The sequence below is a fragment of the Spirosoma soli genome (genome assembly GCF_042684525.1).
Classification (GTDB): domain Bacteria; phylum Bacteroidota; class Bacteroidia; order Cytophagales; family Spirosomataceae; genus Spirosoma; species Spirosoma soli.
In genome coordinates this window covers 161,301-180,498 of sequence record NZ_JBHULN010000013.1, presented here as the reverse complement: position 1 = coordinate 180,498, position 19,198 = coordinate 161,301, and the positions used below count along the sequence as shown (strand labels likewise).

The following is a 19,198-nucleotide window of genomic DNA, read 5'->3' as shown; positions in this document are numbered from 1 at the left end:
ATCAAATATAAGCATCTGACGTTGAGGCTACGATAGTAAGTGCGCAAAAAGCCAGTTGGCGACGCACGGAGCCCTTTGCTGAAGGACTGCCGCCGATGTATTGAACTAGTTCAACTCCTACTGTGTCTTAACTTGGCAAAAATGACTTACGGAGGAAGTTTTGTGGAAGTGAAGAATGCAATTCTTTAATGGAATAAAGAATCGCTCTACCTATTTTCTATATTTTGTTTAAATTTTAATGTGTAATGTTAAACATTATTTGTGCACAGGCAATTATAGCTATCACATTGATTAAATACATTGATAATCATAGTTGTTCAACATCTTTTAATTCAAAAAATGGAAACGTTGCAACTCTCATCAATTCTGCTGGTAGGTGAACTAAAACCGGGCGACGTAGTCGGTTTCACCTTCTTTACGGGCTACATGGCCATGTTTGCCGCTTCTGTGTTTTTCTTCCTGGAACGAGGGCAGGTTCAGGGCCACTGGAAAACATCGCTCACCATCTCGGGGCTTATCACAATGATTGCCTCTGTGCACTATTTCTACATGCGGGATCAGTACCTCGACACAGGTCAATCTCCAACCGAATTTCGGTACATCGACTGGACGTTGACAGTGCCCCTAATGTGTGTTGAGTTCTATCTGCTCATCAAACCGTTTGGTGGTAAGATTGGCACCATGTGGAAACTTATCGTGTTTTCGGTCTGGATGCTAGTTTTCGGATACGTAGGAGAAGCGCTCGATCGACCGAATAGTCCAATCTGGGGCGCTGTTTCAACACTGGGCTACCTCGGGATTTTGTATGAGATCTACCTTGGCGATGTGAAGAAAGTTGCTCAAGACTCTCAAAATCCAGCAACGTTAAGAGCCGTATCGCTACTGCGTTGGTTTGTATTTGTGGGCTGGGCCATCTATCCGATCGGCTACATGTTGATTCCTGGAGGTCTTCTGAGTGGCCTTTCCCTAAATATTGATCTGGTCTACAACATCGGTGACGCTGTCAACAAAATTGGCTTTGGTCTGGTGGTATACTCCGCGGCCGTTGCCAGTTCAAACGCTCATCAGGACATGCCGGTCCAACGGTATGACCGGAGGTTCAGTGGCGAATCCGTAGAGGCATAGCCTACGCTATGTCTGTTCACAAACACACAAAGTCCTGAACTTGACCTTCAGGGCTTTGTGTGTTCGTAAGCGCATTCTGGGGAGGTACGTACTCAACGACGTTCGAATAAGATGGCTAGGTTAATTCACCGACTACGGCGGACGATGCACTCGCCAATAAGCCTGCTCATCGCTTTAGGACTGCTTCTTGTTGGGTGGCAGACCGTGGTAGGCACCATCCCTCTAGTGGGCCAGTGGATCGTATTTGCCACCCTTTTGCTTGGCGCAGGTATTCCGCATGGCGCATTAGATCATTTAATCAGCCGGGAAACGGCCCTACGAAGCGGCAAGCGGTTTTCTTGGACCTGGTTTTTTATTAGGTATCTGGCGCTAATGCTGTTGTATAGTATCGCCTGGTTCATTGTTCCGTCTGCCAGTCTTATTATTTTTTTAGTGGTTTCTGCTTGGCATTTTGGCGAAACAGACATCGAACACGTTCCATCAACTGCATCCTGGATTGTAACACGATTCATGGTGGGTAGCTTTGTGATTGCCTTTATCCTGCTCACACACCCAACGGAGGTGACTCCCATTCTGGAACGTATAACCCACCATCACCCTCAAGTTTTGTCTGTATGGCAACGGGTTACGCAGTACTCGACGTCGGTATGGCAGAGTTGGGCGTTAGTAACAGTATGTCTGTTTGGTGTATCCGTTCAGCTAAAACCAGTTGGTATGAACTGGCCCCGGTTAGGTCGGTTAACCGTTATACTGGCGCTCGGTTACTGGTTACCCTTATTGCTTGCATTTGGTTTATACTTTGGGGGCTGGCACGCCTTAAATTCTTTTCAGTCGATCAGTGCTTATCTCCGGCAGGGCCGACGTATTGCGTCAACCGATCAACAGATTTGGTTGAAGTCTTTACCCTTTACCGGGCTGGCTCTTATTTCGCTGGGAGTATTTGTTTGGTGGTGGCAACGTAGTGCCCATGACTGGGACCCTTTGCCTTTGTTATTTGTCTTTCTCTCGGTTATAACATTACCTCACCTGGATGTTTTCCACGGTATGCATAACCAAATTGACGGTCAGGTGAATGCCACGTAGCAATAATTTAGAGGGCAAGATACGTTTCACTGTCAACTACTTAACGACAATCAGTTGATCAGAGAGCTTTGAAATTGGGCAGAATAATAGTAGTTATTTAGGACCTTTTGATTTTCTACTAAGATCTGGTTTATCTGACTCGTATGAATGCTTAACCAGTAATTCATGGAGTCAACTAAACTGCGATTTCTGCTGTTACAGACTAAGGATGTCGTTATCAGCAATCAGTAGGATAAAAACCCTAAATTTTGCGGCCAAGTGTTTGGCTGATACGCTACCTTTGCGGGTCAAAACAACGACGCGCCCTCGTCATGGATCAGTATTCATATATAGCCAATTCGGATGCGGCTTACGTAGATCAACTCTATCAGTCTTATAAGCAAGACCCTCAATCAGTTGACCAAAGCTGGCAGCAATTTTTTAAAGGATTTGAGTTCTCGCTCACCTATGGCGAGAAAGGTAATGGAACAAACGGCTCCAACGGAGCAGGTAAAGCGAATGGCTCAGCCACAAACGGCCAGCCCGCAACGGCTAATCGCCCAGTTGACGTTAGCCACGCCGAGAAGGAAGTTTCAGTTGCGAGCCTCATCAAGGCATATCGCTCACGGGGGCATTTATTAGCGAAAACCAATCCGCTCAAAGCGCGCAAAGATCGCCAGCCTCGTGTAGACTTGCCCGATTATGCCCTTTCGGAAGCCGATCTCGATACAACGTTTGAGTCAGGTAAACTGCTGGGTATTGGGCCAGCTACGTTGCGGACCATCATGGAATCGCTCCGTAAGATTTACGCGGGCAACATTGGCTTTGAGTATATGTACATTCGTGAGCTGGAAGTTAAAAACTGGCTCCGAAACAAGATAGAGAAAGAAGCGCTCGTATTTACGCCGTCCATCGACGAAAAGAAGCGGATTCTTGAGAAGCTGAACGAAGCCACAGTTTTCGAGAACTTCCTGGCTACAAAATACCTCGGTCAAAAACGTTTCTCGCTCGAAGGCGGGGAGTCTACCATTCCTGCCTTAGATACAATCATTAGCCAGGCCGCCGATATGGGGGTTGAGGAGGTCATGATCGGTATGGCTCACCGAGGGCGCCTGAACGTACTGGCCAATATCTTGGGTAAATCCTACGAATCTATTTTTGATGGCTTTGAAGGAAACGTGCCCGAGCAGGTGCATGGCGATGGCGACGTAAAATATCACCTGGGTTATTCGAGCCTGACAGAAACGAAGTCGGGCAAACAAATTAGTGTAAAACTCGCCCCTAATCCGTCGCACCTCGAAGCCGTTAATCCGGTTGTCGAAGGATTTGTGCGGGCACAGGCCGATGAAGAGTACAACGGTGACTTCACTAAAATTCTGCCCATTCTGATCCATGGCGACGCAGCCGTAGCCGGTCAGGGTATTGTTTATGAAGTAACGCAGATGGCTAAGCTGGCGGGCTACCAAACCGGTGGCACGGTTCACTTCGTTATTAATAACCAGGTTGGTTTTACCACCGATTTTGAAGACGCCCGGTCATCAATCTATTGTTCAGATATTGCTAAGATCATTGATGCACCGATCTTCCACGTTAATGGGGATGATCCGGAAGCCGTAATTTTCTGCGCGAAGTTGGCCGTTGAGTTCCGCGAAAAATTCAAGCGCGACGTGTTTATTGATATGGTCTGCTACCGACGTTATGGACACAATGAGTCCGACGAACCGAAGTTTACGCAGCCAACGATGTATAACATCATCGATAAGCACGCTAACCCGCGTGAACTTTATAACCAGCTGTTGATCCAGCGGGGCGATGTGGATGCTGAGCTGGCAACACGCATGGATACGGAGTTCAAGAAGCAATTGCAGGACCGGCTTGATCGAGTAAAGCAAAAAGCGGAGATCCCGTATAAGCCCTTACGTTTAGACCTTGACTGGGCTGAGCTACGCTTCAGTGAACCACAAGATTTCGAGAAATCTCCTGAAACGGGCGTATCACTCGAAACTTTGCAAACGGTTGGTCAAGCGTTAGTGAAAGTCCCTGAAGGTTTCAAGCCGCTGAAGCAGATTGACAAACTGCTGAAAGATCGGCAGGCGATGCTCAACGATACAAAGATAGTGAACTGGGGTACGGCCGAGTTGCTGGCTTACGGTTCGCTGCTGGTTGAGGGCAAGCCGGTTCGCCTGAGTGGGCAGGACGTACAACGGGGCACATTCTCGCACCGGCACGCGGTTCTGCACGATGCCGAAACCAACCATTCATATTCGTCACTGGATCACATTCGGGAAGGTCAGCAGAAATTTCAGATTTATAACTCGTTATTGTCGGAGTATGGCGTGTTAGGCTTCGAGTATGGTTACGCTATGGCTAACCCTCATGCGCTCGTGATCTGGGAGGCTCAGTTTGGCGACTTCTCAAATGGTGCTCAGCTCATCATTGATCAGTTTATCGCTGCTGCCGAGTCTAAATGGGGTATCCAGAACGGCGTCACTATGCTGCTGCCACACGGGTACGAAGGCCAGGGCCCTGAACACTCCAACGCCCGACCTGAACGCTACCTGCAGCTTTATGCTGAATACAACATGGTAGTCGCCAACATCACAACACCGGCCAATTTCTTTCACCTGATGCGTCGGCAACTGGCGTGGCCGTTCCGTAAGCCGCTCGTTATAATGTCGCCGAAGTCGTTGTTACGTCACCCGAAGTGCGTTTCGCCACTGGAAGAACTGACTAAGGGAACGTTCCGGGAGGTATTGGGTGACACTTATGCCGACCCTAAGAAGGTAAAGCGAGTGCTACTCTGTACGGGTAAGATCTACTATGATCTGCTGGACAAACAGCAGGCCGACCAGCGTACTGATGTGGCTATTGTGCGGTTGGAACAATTAGCTCCGCTGCCGAAAACGCAGTTGGATGCTATACTTGCTCAGTACAAAAAAGCGGACGTATTCTGGGTACAGGAAGAGCCTGAGAATATGGGCTACTGGTCATATTTGCTGCGTGTTGGTTTAAGGCTACCAATTATCTCGCGTGAGGCTGCTGCATCGCCAGCAACCGGATACGCCAAAATACATACTCAGGAACAAGCCGACGTGGTTCGGAGAGCGTTTGAATAAAAGACAGTTTTGGGGTCACGGTTTATAGTTTTCAGTTATCTGACTTTGAGGCTTTAAACCGTGAACCGTAGACTGAACACTGAAAACCATATAAAAAATGGCCGTTGACATGAAAATCCCCGCTGTGGGGGAGAGCATTACCGAGGTAACCGTTGGAACCTGGTACAAAAAAGAAGGTGATCAGGTAAAAATGGATGACGTACTTTGTGGATTAGACTCTGACAAAGCGACGTTTGAACTGACCGCTGAAGCTGATGGCATTTTACACATTCTGGCCCAGGAGGGTGACGTACTGCCCATTGGTGCCAGTATTTGTCTAATTGACGATGGCGGTAGTGCACCGGCCCCAAGTGCGGCACCGGCATCAGAACCAAAAGCGGAAGCTCCTAAAGCCGAAGCGCCAGCTCCTGCCTCCGAGCCAACTCCCGCTGTTCAGCCTGCAGCCGAACCTGCAGCGGCACCAGTAGCCAGTGGTAGCTCAAACGTTATTGAAATGAAGGTTCCGGCCGTTGGTGAATCCGTAACGGAAGTTACTATTGCGTCGTGGAGTAAGAAAGATGGCGATCAGGTTGCTTTGGACGAAGTGCTTTGCGAACTCGAATCGGATAAGGCAACGTTTGAACTGCCTGCTGAAGCTGCCGGAACGTTACGTATTGTAGCGCAGGCTGGTGAGACATTGCCTATTGGCGCGTTGATTGCTAAAATTGAAACGGGTGCATCGGTTGCTCAACCGGCTGCTGCACCCCAGCCTGCGCCAGCCCAACCAGCCCAGACCGCGCCCGTTGCAGAAGGATCTGGCAATGGTCAAAGCAACGGCTATGCGGCTCATTATCCATCGCCAGCAGCGGCCAAAATCCTGGCCGAAAAGGGAGTTGAAGCGCAGCAAGTGCAAGGAACTGGCATTGGTGGTCGTGTAACGAAAGAAGATGCTGTGAAGGCGTCTCCGGCACCCGCACAGCCAGCGACAACGCCACAGGCGGCTCCAGCGCCAACACCGGCTGCCCCAAAACCAGCATCAGCGCCTGCTCCTGCACCAGTTGTAGCTGGCGAGAGAAACCAGCGTCGGGAGAAAATGACCTCGCTACGTCGGACGATTGCCCGCCGATTGGTGGCCGTCAAGAATGAAACGGCCATGTTGACTACCTTCAACGAGGTAGATATGAAACCGATCATGGATCTTCGGAATAAGTACAAAGACAAGTTCAAAGAGAAAAACGGCGTTGGCCTTGGCTTCATGTCGTTCTTCACCAAGGCTGTCTGCATTGCGCTGAAAGATTTCCCGGCAGTCAACGCTCAGATTGATGGCGATACGATGGTGTTCAATGACTTCTGCGACATTTCGATTGCCGTGTCCACGGATCGGGGTTTGGTCGTACCCGTCATTCGGAATGCTGAGCAGATGAGCTTTGCCCAAATCGAGAAAGAGATTGTGCGGCTGGCGGGTCTGGCTCGCGACAATAAGCTGACCATCGAGCAGATGACTGGTGGTACGTTCACGATTACCAATGGCGGAACGTTTGGCTCAATGCTCTCGACGCCAATCATCAACGCCCCTCAATCGGCTATTCTGGGCATGCACAACATTGTTGAGCGGCCGGTTGTCGTTAACGGCGAGATTGTGATTCGGCCTATCATGTACGTGGCGTTATCATACGATCACCGAATCATTGACGGTAAAGAGTCCGTGAGCTTCCTGGTACGTGTGAAGCAAATTCTGGAAGACCCAACCCGGATTTTATTGGATATGTAAGGCATAGAAAATTATAATGTATTAAGAAGCCCCGCCAATGTCTGGCGGGGCTTCTCTTTTTTAGCCAGGTTTGCTTTTATGAAACGGCAAAGCCGGTGTGCTTACGAAGATTCTCAGGATGGAAGGCTAATACGATGTCTTCCTGTCTAACATTCAAATCTATCAGCTCATCGGTTAGTTCACGATCCGTGTTATTAACTTGAAGCCACACTTTGCCATTAATTATATCAAAATGCATCATCAACTACTGTCTGATGGTACAAATCTCGTACTGCCATTATACTGCCCCTTTAATCAAACTCACACCCGTCATTTCCGGTGGCTGAGGAATGCCCATCAACTGTAAAATAGTTGGAGCAATATCGGCGAGTTTGCCATCATTCAGGGGTGGCTGATAGTCATTATCGACCAGGATACAAGGTACTAAATTGGTCGTATGAGCCGTGTTGGGCGAACCATCTTCATTTATCATGTATTCAGCGTTGCCGTGGTCGGCGATAATAATGGTAGCGTAACCATGCTCCAGCGCTGCTTCGGTAACGGCTTGGGCACAGGCATCGGCGGTTTCGGCGGCTTTCATGACGGCCTCAAATACGCCCGTGTGACCGACCATGTCTGTGTTCGCAAAATTGAGACAAATAAAGTCAGCTTCGCCTTTTTCTAACTCCGGAATAATAGCGTCACGAATGTCATAGGCGGCCATTTCGGGCTTCTGATCGTAGGTCTTAACCGGTACGATAGTTGGCACGCCCTGCTCATCATAAATAGTCATCTCTTTAGGCGACGGGCATAGAATCCGCTTCTCGCCGGTAAAGGGTTCCTCGCGACCACCCGAGAAAAAGAACGTAACGTGTGGGTACTTCTCTGTCTCGGCAATTCGGATTTGCTTACGTCCGGCTGCGGCCACTACCTCACCCAGCGTATTCTCCAGATTATCTTTGTCAAAAATGACCTTTACGTTCTCAAACTCGCTGTCGTAATTTGTCATTGTGATATAATTCAACGACAGCTTTTTCATACTTTGCTCGGGAAAGTCTTTCTGCGTCAACGCCTGCGTAATTTCCCGGCCACGATCGGTACGAAAATTAAAGCAAAGCACAACGTCGCCTTCTTCAATGAGACCTACCGGCCGGCTGGAATCGGTATGAGTCAGCACAATTGGTTTTACAAACTCATCGGTTATGCCTTCATCATAAGAGCTCTGAAGAGCGCCAATGGCATCGGTCGTCAAATAACCCGTACCATGTACCATCACATCGTAAGCCACTTTTACGCGTTCCCAGCGGTTGTCGCGGTCCATAGCGTAATAGCGGCCAATAACGCTGGCCAGTTGCCCAGTTGTGGCGTCCATATGCGCCCGCAAGTCGGTCAGATAGCCAATTCCACCTTTAGGGTCAGTATCCCGGCCATCGGTAAACGCATGGACAAATACATCTGATACGTTCTGTGCATGAGCTATCGACAGAAGGCCTTTTAGGTGCTCAATGTGAGCGTGCACCCCGCCATCAGACACTAAGCCGATAAAATGCACTTTTTTACCCTGCGTTTTGGCGTAGTTCAAAGCATCGACCAGTACGGGCTCTGTATCCAGCGTATGCTCTTCAACAGCTTTGTTTACTTTCACCAAATCCTGATACACGACACGACCTGCGCCTAGGTTCATGTGCCCCACTTCTGAATTACCCATTTGTCCGGCTGGTAAACCAACGGCTAATCCGGAAGCTTCCAGTTTGCTGTTGGTGTACTTCGGGTACAGCGAATTCATGAAGGGGGTATTAGCCGCTTCGATGGCCGATACTTCAGGCTTGAGCGGAATGCCCCAGCCGTCGAGGATAATAAGAATGACTTTCTTGTTCATGGATCAAAGAGCGAAAGAGCTAAAGAATGAAAGAGCGAAAGAGCAACTAGCAGTACCCTTTCGCTCTTTCATTCTTTAGCTCTTTCACCAATTTTAAGATTATGTTGTTGAATTAAGTAAGCTAGAAGCTGGCGACAGCAACGTAATACAATTTGGTAAACTTCCTCAAAAACCTCTGGCCCCTCGTAATAAGGATCTGGTACGTTAGGCTCATCACTAACTTTTGGGTCAAATTCGCGCAACAGAAAGATTGTGTCAGAAGTATGCAGGCCAGTGCTGCGGTAGTTGAGCTTCTCAATGGCTTCGAGGTTCATTTCATCCATCGCCACAAAATAGTCGAACTGAGCCAGGTCATCACCGGTCATGCGACGGGCACGGTGGGTTAGGGTAAGGCCATGTTCCAGTGCGTTCTCGCGAGTTCGACGATCGGGCAGCTGACCAAGGTGGTATGAGGCTGTTCCGGCTGAATCGCAGGACAATTTTTTGTCGAGACTTGCTTCAGTAATTAATGTTTTAAAGACTCCTTCCGCTACCGGCGATCGGCATATGTTGCCATAACAAACGAAAAGAACGGAGATCATGGTGTTAAATGATGAATGATAAATGAGGTCTTCTTGCTGATATTAATTCAACACTTTTCATCGCACCGCCGACCCGGTCATAATTCATCATTTTTCTAACGGTTCATTCTGCTCATCGACAATGACAAACACGTCCTCGGTGGGCTTTTTCATCAGGTACTTTTCGCGGGCGAACTTTTCCCGTAACTTATCATTGCCAAGCACCTCACGACGTTCTGTTTGAACCGCCTTGATTTTGGTCTGATAATATTTAACATCGCTCTCTAGCTCCCGCAGCTTCCACCAGTTCTGGGCCTGTGAGGGTAGGTCATTTGCATCAAAGAACGTCATCCACACCAGCAGCACCAAGCCAGTGGCAACGTAGAAATTACGTAAAAAATGGAGAAGTTTCTGGAACATGGGGCATAGGGCATAAAGCGCAGGGCATAGGGCAGTAACTATTCTACGCTATGCCCTGCACTTACTGCTAGAATTTAAGTCCTGGAAAATAAGCGGTTTCGCCTAATTCCTCTTCGATGCGGAGTAACTGATTGTACTTTGCCATCCGGTCAGAACGCGACGCCGAACCTGTTTTGATCTGGCCCGTATTCAACGCCACAGCCAGGTCAGCGATGGTTGAATCTTCGGTCTCGCCCGAGCGGTGCGACATGATGTTTTTGTAAGCGTTACGCTTCGCCAGGTTGACCGTGTCGATCGTTTCGGTTAGCGAACCAATCTGGTTTACTTTCACCAGTACGGCGTTGGCAATACCCTGCTCAATGCCTTGCTGCACCCGCGTTACGTTAGTTACGAACAGGTCATCGCCCACTAGTTGAATACGTTTGCCCAGCAGTTCAGTGTGTAGTTTCCAACCGCTCCAATCGTCTTCTGCCATACCATCTTCAATGGACAGAATTGGGTATTTGTCAACCCATTCTTTCCAATAGGTAGCCATTTCAGATGAGTTTAACTTATCGCCGGTTGACTTCTTAAAGTGATACATGCCTGATTCTGCATCATAGAACTCCGATACGGCAGCATCCATAGCAATCCAAACATCTTCGCCCGGCCGGTAGCCTGCTTTTTCGATGGCTTGCAGAATAGTTTGAATAGCCTCTTCGTTCGATTTGATGTTTGGCGCAAAACCACCTTCATCACCTACGTTTGTGGCTAGGCCCATGCCTTTCAGAACCTTCTTGAGCGTATGGAAAATCTCGGTACCCATCCGTAGCGCTTCGGAGAAGCTTGGCGCATTGGCGGGCATAACCATGAACTCCTGGAAGTCAATTGAGTTGTCGGCGTGAGAACCTCCATTGAGGATGTTCATCATCGGTACGGGCAGGGTGTTGGCATTAACACCGCCTACGTAACGATAGATTGGCATGCCTGCTTCCTGGGCGGCCGCTTTTGCCACGGCCAGGGATACACCCAGAATGGCATTGGCTCCCAAGCGGCCTTTGTTGGGCGTTCCGTCTAATTCAAGCATGATTTTATCGACCAGGCTTTGCTCATAAACCGAAATGCCAACTAACTCAGGAAATATCAATTCGTTGACGTTCGAAACGGCTTTCAAAACTCCTTTGCCAACGTAAACCTTCGGGTCGTCGTCGCGCAGTTCTACGGCTTCGTGAGTGCCGGTTGACGCGCCCGATGGCACGGCTGCTCGTCCCAGGAAACCATTTTCGGTGCGAACATCTACTTCAACAGTTGGGTTACCGCGTGAATCCAGAATCTGACGGGCATGAATGCTTTGGATGGTACTCATTGCAGAGAATTAAGAGGGGTTAACAACGAACTATTTTATCGTTCCGGCGTGCCGGTTTTTCAGACATGACTACCAAGCTATTAACCTGATCGACGTATCGGGGGCAAAGTAACGAAATACGGGGCAAAACTTCAGAAGGCGGATAGGAAAAGACAATCCACTGGTAGGTCACTCTACGAACAATTCAAGTTCAACACTGTTCTAAAACAAGAGTTGTCAGAAATTTTTGTCTATTTGTGCGGTCATATCCGTAATTAAACCAACCAAATCCATGCGAGGGTTACTGTACTTTTTATTATTCCTATTGGTAGTTTTTGGCGTATTGTATGCGTTGACCGGCTGGAGTTACAGCGACGGTGAACGGGCTGGTACCGTTTCTAAGTTCAGCCGTCGAGGGTTTATCTTCAAAACATACGAAGGCGTTCTAAATGTAGGCGGCTTTTCGGGGGAAACCGGCTCGCTGACACCCCAATACTTTGATTTTTCGGTAAAGGACGAGGCCGTTGCCAAACAAATTACAGACGCTGTTAAAACGGGCCAGCGCGTAACACTTCATTACGAGGAGAAGATCCTGAAATTCCCCTGGAATGGCGAGACTAAGTACTACATAACAGGAGTAGAAATAGTTGGGCCACCTGCTCGTCCAAACGGCGATACATCAGCTTACCCGGGTACTCAGCAAGGCCAGAGTCAGCAGCCACAGCCACAGGTTCAGCAACCTGCCCCAACGCAGTCGCAACCGGCCACGGCAGACTCTACGCTATAAGTTTCTAATTCTTAAAAATGATCGCTAATTATCTTATTATCAAGGTGAATAGCGGTCATTTTTCGTTTGGTTATTTTCTGCCAGATATATAGATGAGACGGCCTAACTATTTTCGAAAACCGTTTGGTAATCCGGGCATTTTTGGTTAATTTTATCTGTTTAAAACAACCTCCTAACATGGCAAAATCAGATACGGCGCAAGCCACGGCATCTGCTAATGACAGTAAATTAAAAGCCCTTCAAACCACCATTGAGAAACTTGACAAAGCGTTCGGCAAAGGCACAGTTATGCGCCTGAGCGAAAGCAAAGTCGTAGACGTTCCGGTAATTTCTACTGGCTCGCTCGGGCTGGATTTGGCGTTGGGTATTGGCGGAATGCCTCGTGGTCGTGTGGTCGAAATATATGGCCCGGAATCATCAGGTAAGACTACACTGACAATGCATTGCATTGCCGAAGCGCAAAAGGCGGGTGGTCTGGCTGCCTTCATTGATGCCGAACACGCATTTGACCGCGTTTATGCAGAAAAGCTTGGTATTGATACCAAAAACCTCCTGATTTCGCAACCCGACAACGGTGAGCAGGCCCTTGAAATTGCTGAACACCTGATCAGCTCGGGAGCTATTGACATTTGCGTTATTGACTCCGTAGCAGCCCTTGTGCCGAAGGCCGAGATTGAAGGCGAGATGGGCGAAAGCAAAATGGGTCTGCAGGCCCGTCTGATGTCGCAGGCGTTGCGGAAACTAACCGGTACAATCAACAAGACGGGTTGCTGCTGCATTTTCATCAACCAGTTGCGCGAGAAAATCGGTGTGATGTTCGGTAACCCCGAAACCACGACTGGTGGTAACGCTCTGAAGTTCTATGCATCGGTTCGTCTGGACATTCGGCGTATTGGTCAGATCAAAGAAGGTGCTGACAACGTAGTGGGTAACCGCACGAAAGTGAAGGTCGTTAAGAACAAGCTGGCTGCTCCTTTCAAGGTTGTTGAGTTCGACATTATGTACGGACAAGGCATCTCGAAAGTCGGTGAAGTGCTTGACCTGGCTGTCGAAATGGAAATCGTTAAGAAATCAGGTTCATGGTTCTCGTATGGCACAAGCCGTCTGGCTCAAGGTCGCGATGCGGTGAAGGAACTGCTGCTTGACAACCCTGAATTGATGGCTGAAATAGAAGGTAAGATTCGGGCGAAGATTGCCGAAGATGAAAACGCCTTACTCGACCCTGTTCTGGAAGGAACGGATGCTGACGACGAAGGTGAAATTGAGGACTAAGCCGTAGAAGCATACTTAAATTGAAAAGGTAGGGAGCGATTCCTACCTTTTTTGCGTAAAAAGGGTTGGGCCGTTCCGCCGGTGCGGTAGTCTCAGACTATACTCAACTGGCTAACGCGAAGAGTTTACTGCAAACTCGTATCAACAGTATCTCCGCTAGCTTTTGTAGGTGAAGACGAAGTTAATTCTTTCATCAAGGCACTATTCGCTTCAGCCTGTTGGTCATACTGGGCCAGCGCCAGCATAAATCGCTGTTTCATACTATTTCTGAACCGTTCCGGAGCCAGCACAACCATACCTTCACCAAAGCCCAGAATTTCTTTCTCCAATTCGAAATTGAGTTGCACATTCAGGAGAATGATTATGCCATCATCTCGGCGTTCGAGCACCCGTTGCGATGGATGCAGGGGTTTAGTTTCGACATACGGCGCGTGCAAAGCGCTGACAAACAGCTTTACGTCGGTTGCCCGTAGCCTGTCGCTGACCGTTACGCCGATAACGTGTCGATAGTAGTCTTCAGGATTTAAGTCTTGCCGAGGTATGTACTCAGCATCTGTAACTGGCTCTACGGCCAGAATACGATCCAGCGCCAGATTCATAACCAGCCGACGTTCATCTTTCACGCCTACCGCAAACCAACGATTTTTAAATTCCTTAAGCCACCAGACATGAAACAGAAACGTTTGTGGGTTGCGGGCCCGGAAAGACTGATAACTCAATTCAACGGGTCGCTGCTGCACTACGGCCTGATACAGTACATCCAAATAATGTAATCCTTTCAGGTTGTCATTCTTTTCAAAATCGATGATCGATGCAGTTTTCTGGGCGGTCGAATAAACATGATCTTCGAGCCGCTGCACTACTTCGTTTAGCGTATTGAAATGCGAAAAGCCTCGAAACTGTTTCAATACTTCCACTGCTTCGTTCATGCGCGACAAATCGCTTTCCGACAGGGGCAGGTTGGTGATGCTGTAGGTCGGGTCTTCGTAAGTGTAGTATTTCTTCTCTCGGACCACAATCGGTGCAAAATACCCAAGCTTATCACTCCGCATGAGCTGAATGTCGGCCTGAATCGTCCGTCGGCTGATTCCTTTTGCGATGCCCTCGTATTCGTAAAGCGCATCAGATACTTTCTCGACTAACGCGTCGAGGGTCCATTTTCGCTGTCGGTTACGTAGGCAGGCGTCGATGGTTTTGTAGCGAATCAGGGCATTACGGTTAGCGGGCATAGCGAATAGAGCAATAATTTTTTAGAAAAAACGGAATCTTTTTTTTACTACGCAAAAACACTGCGCAGGTGCTTATCACTTTTGCTTCCGATAAAGGCATCCAACGCCGGACCTGACGTGGGTTTTACATAGCCCCGTAGTGTCGTAGTCCCTGGCCAATGATATGCTGCCGACGCTGTGAAATCTTTATCTCGAAAAGCGGGTTCGACCCCCGCGTCAGCCCACAAAGCTGAACCGTTGGTTGGTGAAGATGACCACTTCTAAAAAGGTCACCAGATTCGTAAAGCCAAGCCGGGTTGTCCTGCTTCTAGTTGCAAAACGCGGCTAGCTGGCAATTCAACCTGTACCAGCAAACGAACGCAACTGTAGCCCAACGCCAGTAATCCGCGCAACGGCATGACGGCGGTAACCGCTCTCGCTTAGGGAGCCAGCACCGACGGAGCCCCGTTGTCACGAGAACCCGGTCGTAGCGTCGGTGCCTTCGTTTCCGTATGGGCTGGATGGGCAACCCCGCCTTGGTTTATTATTGAGTGGCAACACGTAAACCGTTATAATGATGATACAAGTAGTTCGCGTTCAGTCTTTTCAGATCGGATTAGTATTCCGCCACGGTGGTTTCGTTCGGAAGCTGTCCACCGGTACGCACTGGCTCTGGCCGAACGAAACAGTGCACATCTATAACCGGGGTATGCTGTTCGAAAAGCCGCCGGTCGATCTGGCCATACTGCTGGCCGAGCCTGAAGTGGCATTTGAGCTGGACGTAATCGACGTAGCCGATAACGAACTGGTGTTGCAGTACGAAAACGGGCAGTATCAGCGTCTGCTCAACCGCGGTCGGTGGGCATTCTGGAAAGGTGTTCACCAGTTTACGTATGTGCGCGTCGACCTGACTCAACTGGCTGTTCCCGCCGAAGTTGACCTGGCTTCGCTATTGCCACAGCCTTTGTCAGCATATGTCCGCAGTTACACCGTGGAAGCCCACGAAAAAGGCGTGCTGTTCATCGACTGGACGTTTAGCCGAGTACTGGATGCAGGTACCTATCATTGGTGGAAGAATAATATTCCTGTTCACGTGCTGAAAGTAGATATGCGCCAGCAGCAGATGGAAGTATCGGGGCAGGAAATCCTGACCCGTGATAAAGCCAGCTTGCGGGTTAGTTTCTTCGTGCAGTACCGGGTGGTCGACGTGATGAAGGCTCTGGTTGATAACAAAGAGTATGACCGCCAACTGTACGTATTGATGCAGCTGGCCCTGCGCGAATACATTGGTAACCAGACCTTGGATCAGTTGCTGGAGACAAAAAGCGACTTGGCCGAGGTTGTAATTCGTAGCAGTGCGGGTAAAGCCGAGGCTATTGGCGTTGAATTGCGTGGGGGTGGTCTACGAGACATCATCCTGCCAGGCGATATGCGTGATATTCTGAACCAGGTATTGATGGCGGAGAAAAAAGCGCAGGCAAACTCCATCATGCGCCGGGAAGAAACCGCATCGACCCGGAGCTTGCTCAACACCGCCCGGCTCATGGAAGAAAACGAGATGCTTTGGAAACTGAAAGAGATGGAATACGTCGAGAAAATTGCCGAGAAGGTTAGCTCGATTTCGCTGTCGGGTAATGGCCAGCTTCTGGATCAGTTGAAAGGGTTATTTGGTACATCTAAAAATTAATCTCACTCCGCGCCCAGGCTGGGCGCGGAGCCTTAAACAATTATGGAAACGTTATTGACCACTGACGATATTCTGGCGCTGGCCCCTGTTCCGGCTAATTTGCATGCCGCTTTCTTACGTGTAGGCAATGGCTTGATTCAACGGGCCGGTTTGCCTAAAGATAAGGTGTTGAGCCTGATGGCCCAGATGCTTCAGAACCCTAAGAAGTTTGCCTACTCAAAGAATAAGGTGACGAACCTGGCGCAGGCTATTTATGAGCTTAATAAACAGGGAGTCGCCGTTCCGTTAAGTGAAGCAGGAACTACTTACCTGCCCCCTGAGCCACCGCCTTACGTGCTGAACGCTAGCGAGAGCCAGGCGGTGGCCGATTACGAACTACGCGCCAATCCGCTACCGTATGCGATTTTTGGGCGCGAGCATATTGAAGAGGGCGCCCTTCGACAAATGGAAACAGCCGCCAGCTTACCCATATCGGTAGCTGGAGCACTCATGCCTGATGCACACCAGGGGTATGGGCTGCCCATTGGCGGAGTGCTGGCTACCGACATCAACACGATTATTCCCTATGCCGTGGGCGTCGACATTGCCTGTCGGATGTGCTTGTCCGTGTTTGACCTTCCTCCGGCTGTCCTGGAGCGTGATTCGACGTTGCTGACTAAAGCTCTGCTGGACAATACACGCTTTGGCATCGGGGGTGAAACCCGTACAAAGTATGATGAGACAATTATGGACAGGGACGAATGGCGCGCTACGAAGGTCATTCGTGAATTGAAAGACAAGGCGTACCGGCAACTAGGCAGCTCGGGTACGGGAAATCACTTTGTGGAATGGGGTATTTTGTCGGTCAGCGAACGAGACGAGCAGCTTCAGCTTCCAGCTGGATCATATCTGGCCTTGCTGTCGCATTCGGGTTCGCGGGGATTTGGCGCAAACGTCGCGGGCCATTATTCAAAACTGGCCATGCAGAAGACGCGGCTACCTAAGCAGGCGGCTCATCTGGCCTGGCTTGATCTGAATACGGAAGAAGGACAGGAGTACTGGATTGCCATGAATCTGGCAGGTGACTATGCCTCCGCTAACCACCATGAAATTCATAATAAGATTGCTCAGACACTGAATCAGAATCCAATAATCCGGCTCGAAAATCACCACAATTTTGCCTGGAAGGAACAACTGCCCGACGGACAGCCTGTTATGGTGCATCGAAAAGGCGCAACGCCTGCCGGAACTGATGTACTGGGTATTATTCCGGGGTCGATGACCCAGCCTGGCTTTGTTGTGCGGGGACTCGGGCTAGCCGATTCGTTGAACTCCGCTTCTCACGGCGCCGGACGGGTTATGTCGCGCACAAAAGCGTTCGATACCATTACGCGTCCGCAGCTTGACCAAGCCTTGCAGGCCGCCGACGTGCAGTTGATCGGGGGCGACCTCGACGAAGCGCCTATGGTGTACAAAAACATCGAAACGGTGATCGACGCCCAGCGCGATTTGGTAGAGGTATTGGCCCAATTTACGCCCCGTATCGTCCGTATGGCGGATGCGAATCGGAAAGAAGCGAGAGAGGACTAACAGCCCAAAACAGAATTACAAAAGTCAATTAATGCAGAAACCGATAACTGATTTAGAGTTACCGGTTTCTGCATTATGTCATTAAGCTATTCGCGAATCTTACCGTTGCTCGATTGATTTGAACTCACGTAATGTTGCACCGGTGTAAATCTGGCGGGGGCGGCCAATGGGTTCTTTCTGCTCGCGCATTTCTTTCCACTGAGCAATCCAGCCCGGCAGACGGCCAATCGCAAACATCACCGTAAACATATTTGTCGGGATACCCAGTGCCCGGTAGATGATACCCGAATAGAAATCGACATTCGGGTAGAGTTTGCGCTGTACGAAGTATTCATCGTTCAAGGCAGCTTCTTCAAGGCCTTTCGCTATCTCCAGCACAGGGTCGTTAACGCCCAGTTTGGCTAAGACGTCATCAGCCGCTTTCTTAATGATTTTGGCGCGTGGGTCGAAATTTTTATAAACGCGGTGACCAAAGCCAAACAGCCGGAAGCCAGTTGTCTTAGCGTTCTTCGCCATGTCAACATACTTGGCTACGTCGCCACCGTTGGCTTTAATTTCTTCCAGCATCTCAATTACTTCCTGGTTGGCTCCGCCATGCAGAGGACCCCAAAGCGCACTAACACCCGCCGAAATCGACGAGTAGATATTGGCCTGCGACGAACCCACCAACCGAACCGTTGAGGTCGAACAATTTTGTTCATGGTCGGCATGAAGAATCAGCAGCACGTTTAATGCTTCGGCTACAACCGGATCAACTTTATAGTCTTCGACGGGCAGCGCAAACATCATATTCAAGAAGTTTGGGATGTAGTCGAGGTTGTTTTTGGGGTAATTAATGGGGTGACCCATTGCCCGCTTATACGACCAGGTGGCCAGCGTTGGTAATTTGGCTAACAACCGAGTAATGTGTAGGTCGATGTTATTTAATCCAGCGCCTTCATAGGAATCAGGGTAAAAGGCACTCATAGCACTGACAAGCGACGCCAGTACACCCATTGGGTGCGCATTGACCGGAAAACCGTCGAAGATTTTCCGCATGTCTTCGTTCACTAGTGTATGACGACGAATAGAGTTCTCAAACTGAGCATATTGCTCTTGGGTGGGTAGCTCGCCGTAGATGAGTAAATAAGCAACTTCCAGGAATGATGCCTTTGCCGCCAGATCTTCGATGGCATAACCGCGATACTGTAAAATGCCCTGCTCACCGTCGAGGAATGTAACAGCACTTTGGGTTGCACCAGTGTTTTTATAGCCCCGGTCTAAGGTAACGTAGCCGGTTTGGTCACGGAGGTTGGAAATGTCGAAAGCTTTTTCGTGTTCTGTTCCCTCTAGCGTTGGAAACGAATAGGATTTGCCATCGACGGTTAATTCAGCAGTGTTTGCCATACAGAAAATCAGGGTAGAGTATTCACAAATAATGGATTAGCAGCTTGTCGAGCATCGGGGCACGTCCATGCCGG

Annotated in this window: 15 protein-coding genes; 8 read left to right on the top strand and 7 right to left on the bottom strand. The window is 49.3% G+C overall.

The window, feature by feature from the left end; all coding sequences use genetic code 11:
• The first annotated feature begins 339 nt into the window (after window positions 1-339).
• From ACFSUS_RS19945 to odhB, 4 genes are all read left to right on the top strand, one after another.
• Window positions 340-1,125, top strand: coding sequence for a bacteriorhodopsin-like (locus ACFSUS_RS19945; protein WP_381525501.1), 786 nt, complete (start codon window positions 340-342; stop codon window positions 1,123-1,125).
• 111 nt (window positions 1,126-1,236) lie between these two features.
• On the top strand, window positions 1,237-2,208 hold the full coding sequence (locus tag ACFSUS_RS19940; RefSeq protein WP_381525500.1) for a Brp/Blh family beta-carotene 15,15'-dioxygenase: 972 nt from the start codon (window positions 1,237-1,239) through the stop codon (window positions 2,206-2,208).
• A gap of 311 nt (window positions 2,209-2,519) precedes the next feature.
• On the top strand, window positions 2,520-5,303 hold the full coding sequence (locus ACFSUS_RS19935; RefSeq protein ID WP_381525499.1) for a 2-oxoglutarate dehydrogenase E1 component: 2,784 nt from the start codon (window positions 2,520-2,522) through the stop codon (window positions 5,301-5,303).
• Between the two features lie 97 nt (window positions 5,304-5,400).
• Window positions 5,401-7,053, top strand: coding sequence for a 2-oxoglutarate dehydrogenase complex dihydrolipoyllysine-residue succinyltransferase (gene odhB, locus ACFSUS_RS19930; RefSeq protein ID WP_381525498.1), 1,653 nt, complete (start codon window positions 5,401-5,403; stop codon window positions 7,051-7,053).
• 76 nt (window positions 7,054-7,129) lie between these two features.
• On the opposite strand, the gene ACFSUS_RS19925 is transcribed toward odhB, so the two are convergent.
• The 5 genes from ACFSUS_RS19925 to eno form a co-directional block, all read right to left on the bottom strand.
• Window positions 7,130-7,291, bottom strand: coding sequence for an element excision factor XisI family protein (locus ACFSUS_RS19925; protein WP_381525497.1), 162 nt, complete (start codon window positions 7,289-7,291; stop codon window positions 7,130-7,132).
• 39 nt (window positions 7,292-7,330) lie between these two features.
• A complete protein-coding gene (gpmI, locus tag ACFSUS_RS19920; protein ID WP_381525496.1) occupies window positions 7,331-8,911 on the bottom strand; it encodes a 2,3-bisphosphoglycerate-independent phosphoglycerate mutase in 1,581 nt (526 codons plus the stop codon).
• Window positions 8,912-8,979: 68 nt separating this feature from the next.
• Window positions 8,980-9,492: a low molecular weight protein-tyrosine-phosphatase gene (locus ACFSUS_RS19915; protein ID WP_381525495.1), complete on the bottom strand. Its 513-nt coding sequence runs from the start codon at window positions 9,490-9,492 to the stop codon at window positions 8,980-8,982.
• A gap of 87 nt (window positions 9,493-9,579) precedes the next feature.
• A complete protein-coding gene (locus tag ACFSUS_RS19910; protein WP_381525494.1) occupies window positions 9,580-9,891 on the bottom strand; it encodes an FtsB family cell division protein in 312 nt (103 codons plus the stop codon).
• 67 nt (window positions 9,892-9,958) lie between these two features.
• Window positions 9,959-11,236, bottom strand: a complete 1,278-nt coding sequence (eno, locus tag ACFSUS_RS19905) for a phosphopyruvate hydratase (RefSeq protein WP_381525493.1) — start codon at window positions 11,234-11,236, stop codon at window positions 9,959-9,961.
• A 271-nt stretch (window positions 11,237-11,507) separates the two neighbouring features.
• Here eno and ACFSUS_RS19900 point away from each other — a divergent pair, with 271 nt between their 5' ends.
• Window positions 11,508-12,002 carry a hypothetical protein gene (locus ACFSUS_RS19900; protein WP_381525492.1) on the top strand — a complete coding sequence of 165 codons (495 nt, stop codon included), beginning with the start codon at window positions 11,508-11,510 and terminating at the stop codon, window positions 12,000-12,002.
• Window positions 12,003-12,179: 177 nt separating this feature from the next.
• Window positions 12,180-13,274: a recombinase RecA gene (gene recA, locus ACFSUS_RS19895; protein WP_381525491.1), complete on the top strand. Its 1,095-nt coding sequence runs from the start codon at window positions 12,180-12,182 to the stop codon at window positions 13,272-13,274.
• 125 nt (window positions 13,275-13,399) lie between these two features.
• Here the strand turns inward: recA and ACFSUS_RS19890 are convergent, their stop codons facing one another.
• A complete protein-coding gene (locus ACFSUS_RS19890; protein WP_381525490.1) occupies window positions 13,400-14,503 on the bottom strand; it encodes a helix-turn-helix transcriptional regulator in 1,104 nt (367 codons plus the stop codon).
• A 556-nt stretch (window positions 14,504-15,059) separates the two neighbouring features.
• Between ACFSUS_RS19890 and ACFSUS_RS19885 the strand changes: the two genes are divergently transcribed.
• Together ACFSUS_RS19885 and ACFSUS_RS19880 are read left to right on the top strand one after the other, a co-directional pair.
• Window positions 15,060-16,169, top strand: a complete 1,110-nt coding sequence (locus tag ACFSUS_RS19885; protein ID WP_381525489.1) for a slipin family protein — start codon at window positions 15,060-15,062, stop codon at window positions 16,167-16,169.
• Between the two features lie 42 nt (window positions 16,170-16,211).
• Window positions 16,212-17,738 carry an RtcB family protein gene (locus tag ACFSUS_RS19880; protein ID WP_381525488.1) on the top strand — a complete coding sequence of 509 codons (1,527 nt, stop codon included), beginning with the start codon at window positions 16,212-16,214 and terminating at the stop codon, window positions 17,736-17,738.
• A 99-nt stretch (window positions 17,739-17,837) separates the two neighbouring features.
• On the opposite strand, the gene ACFSUS_RS19875 is transcribed toward ACFSUS_RS19880, so the two are convergent.
• Window positions 17,838-19,124 (bottom strand): citrate synthase, encoded by a 1,287-nt coding sequence (locus ACFSUS_RS19875; RefSeq protein WP_381525487.1) that lies wholly within the window; start codon window positions 19,122-19,124, stop codon window positions 17,838-17,840.
• Window positions 19,125-19,198 lie beyond the last annotated feature (74 nt).

What these genes read in the sequence shown, in the direction of transcription:
- ACFSUS_RS19945 (WP_381525501.1), top strand. Translation starts at nt 340, where the DNA reads ATGGAAACGTTGCAACTCTCATCAATTCTGCTGGTAGGTGAACTAAAA.
- ACFSUS_RS19940 (WP_381525500.1), top strand. Translation starts at nt 1,237, where the DNA reads ATGGCTAGGTTAATTCACCGACTACGGCGGACGATGCACTCGCCAATA.
- ACFSUS_RS19935 (WP_381525499.1), top strand. Translation starts at nt 2,520, where the DNA reads ATGGATCAGTATTCATATATAGCCAATTCGGATGCGGCTTACGTAGAT.
- odhB (WP_381525498.1), top strand. Translation starts at nt 5,401, where the DNA reads ATGGCCGTTGACATGAAAATCCCCGCTGTGGGGGAGAGCATTACCGAG.
- ACFSUS_RS19925 (WP_381525497.1), bottom strand. Translation starts at nt 7,291, where the DNA reads ATGCATTTTGATATAATTAATGGCAAAGTGTGGCTTCAAGTTAATAAC.
- gpmI (WP_381525496.1), bottom strand. Translation starts at nt 8,911, where the DNA reads ATGAACAAGAAAGTCATTCTTATTATCCTCGACGGCTGGGGCATTCCG.
- ACFSUS_RS19915 (WP_381525495.1), bottom strand. Translation starts at nt 9,492, where the DNA reads ATGATCTCCGTTCTTTTCGTTTGTTATGGCAACATATGCCGATCGCCG.
- ACFSUS_RS19910 (WP_381525494.1), bottom strand. Translation starts at nt 9,891, where the DNA reads ATGTTCCAGAAACTTCTCCATTTTTTACGTAATTTCTACGTTGCCACT.
- eno (WP_381525493.1), bottom strand. Translation starts at nt 11,236, where the DNA reads ATGAGTACCATCCAAAGCATTCATGCCCGTCAGATTCTGGATTCACGC.
- ACFSUS_RS19900 (WP_381525492.1), top strand. Translation starts at nt 11,508, where the DNA reads ATGCGAGGGTTACTGTACTTTTTATTATTCCTATTGGTAGTTTTTGGC.
- recA (WP_381525491.1), top strand. Translation starts at nt 12,180, where the DNA reads ATGGCAAAATCAGATACGGCGCAAGCCACGGCATCTGCTAATGACAGT.
- ACFSUS_RS19890 (WP_381525490.1), bottom strand. Translation starts at nt 14,503, where the DNA reads ATGCCCGCTAACCGTAATGCCCTGATTCGCTACAAAACCATCGACGCC.
- ACFSUS_RS19885 (WP_381525489.1), top strand. Translation starts at nt 15,060, where the DNA reads ATGATACAAGTAGTTCGCGTTCAGTCTTTTCAGATCGGATTAGTATTC.
- ACFSUS_RS19880 (WP_381525488.1), top strand. Translation starts at nt 16,212, where the DNA reads ATGGAAACGTTATTGACCACTGACGATATTCTGGCGCTGGCCCCTGTT.
- ACFSUS_RS19875 (WP_381525487.1), bottom strand. Translation starts at nt 19,124, where the DNA reads ATGGCAAACACTGCTGAATTAACCGTCGATGGCAAATCCTATTCGTTT.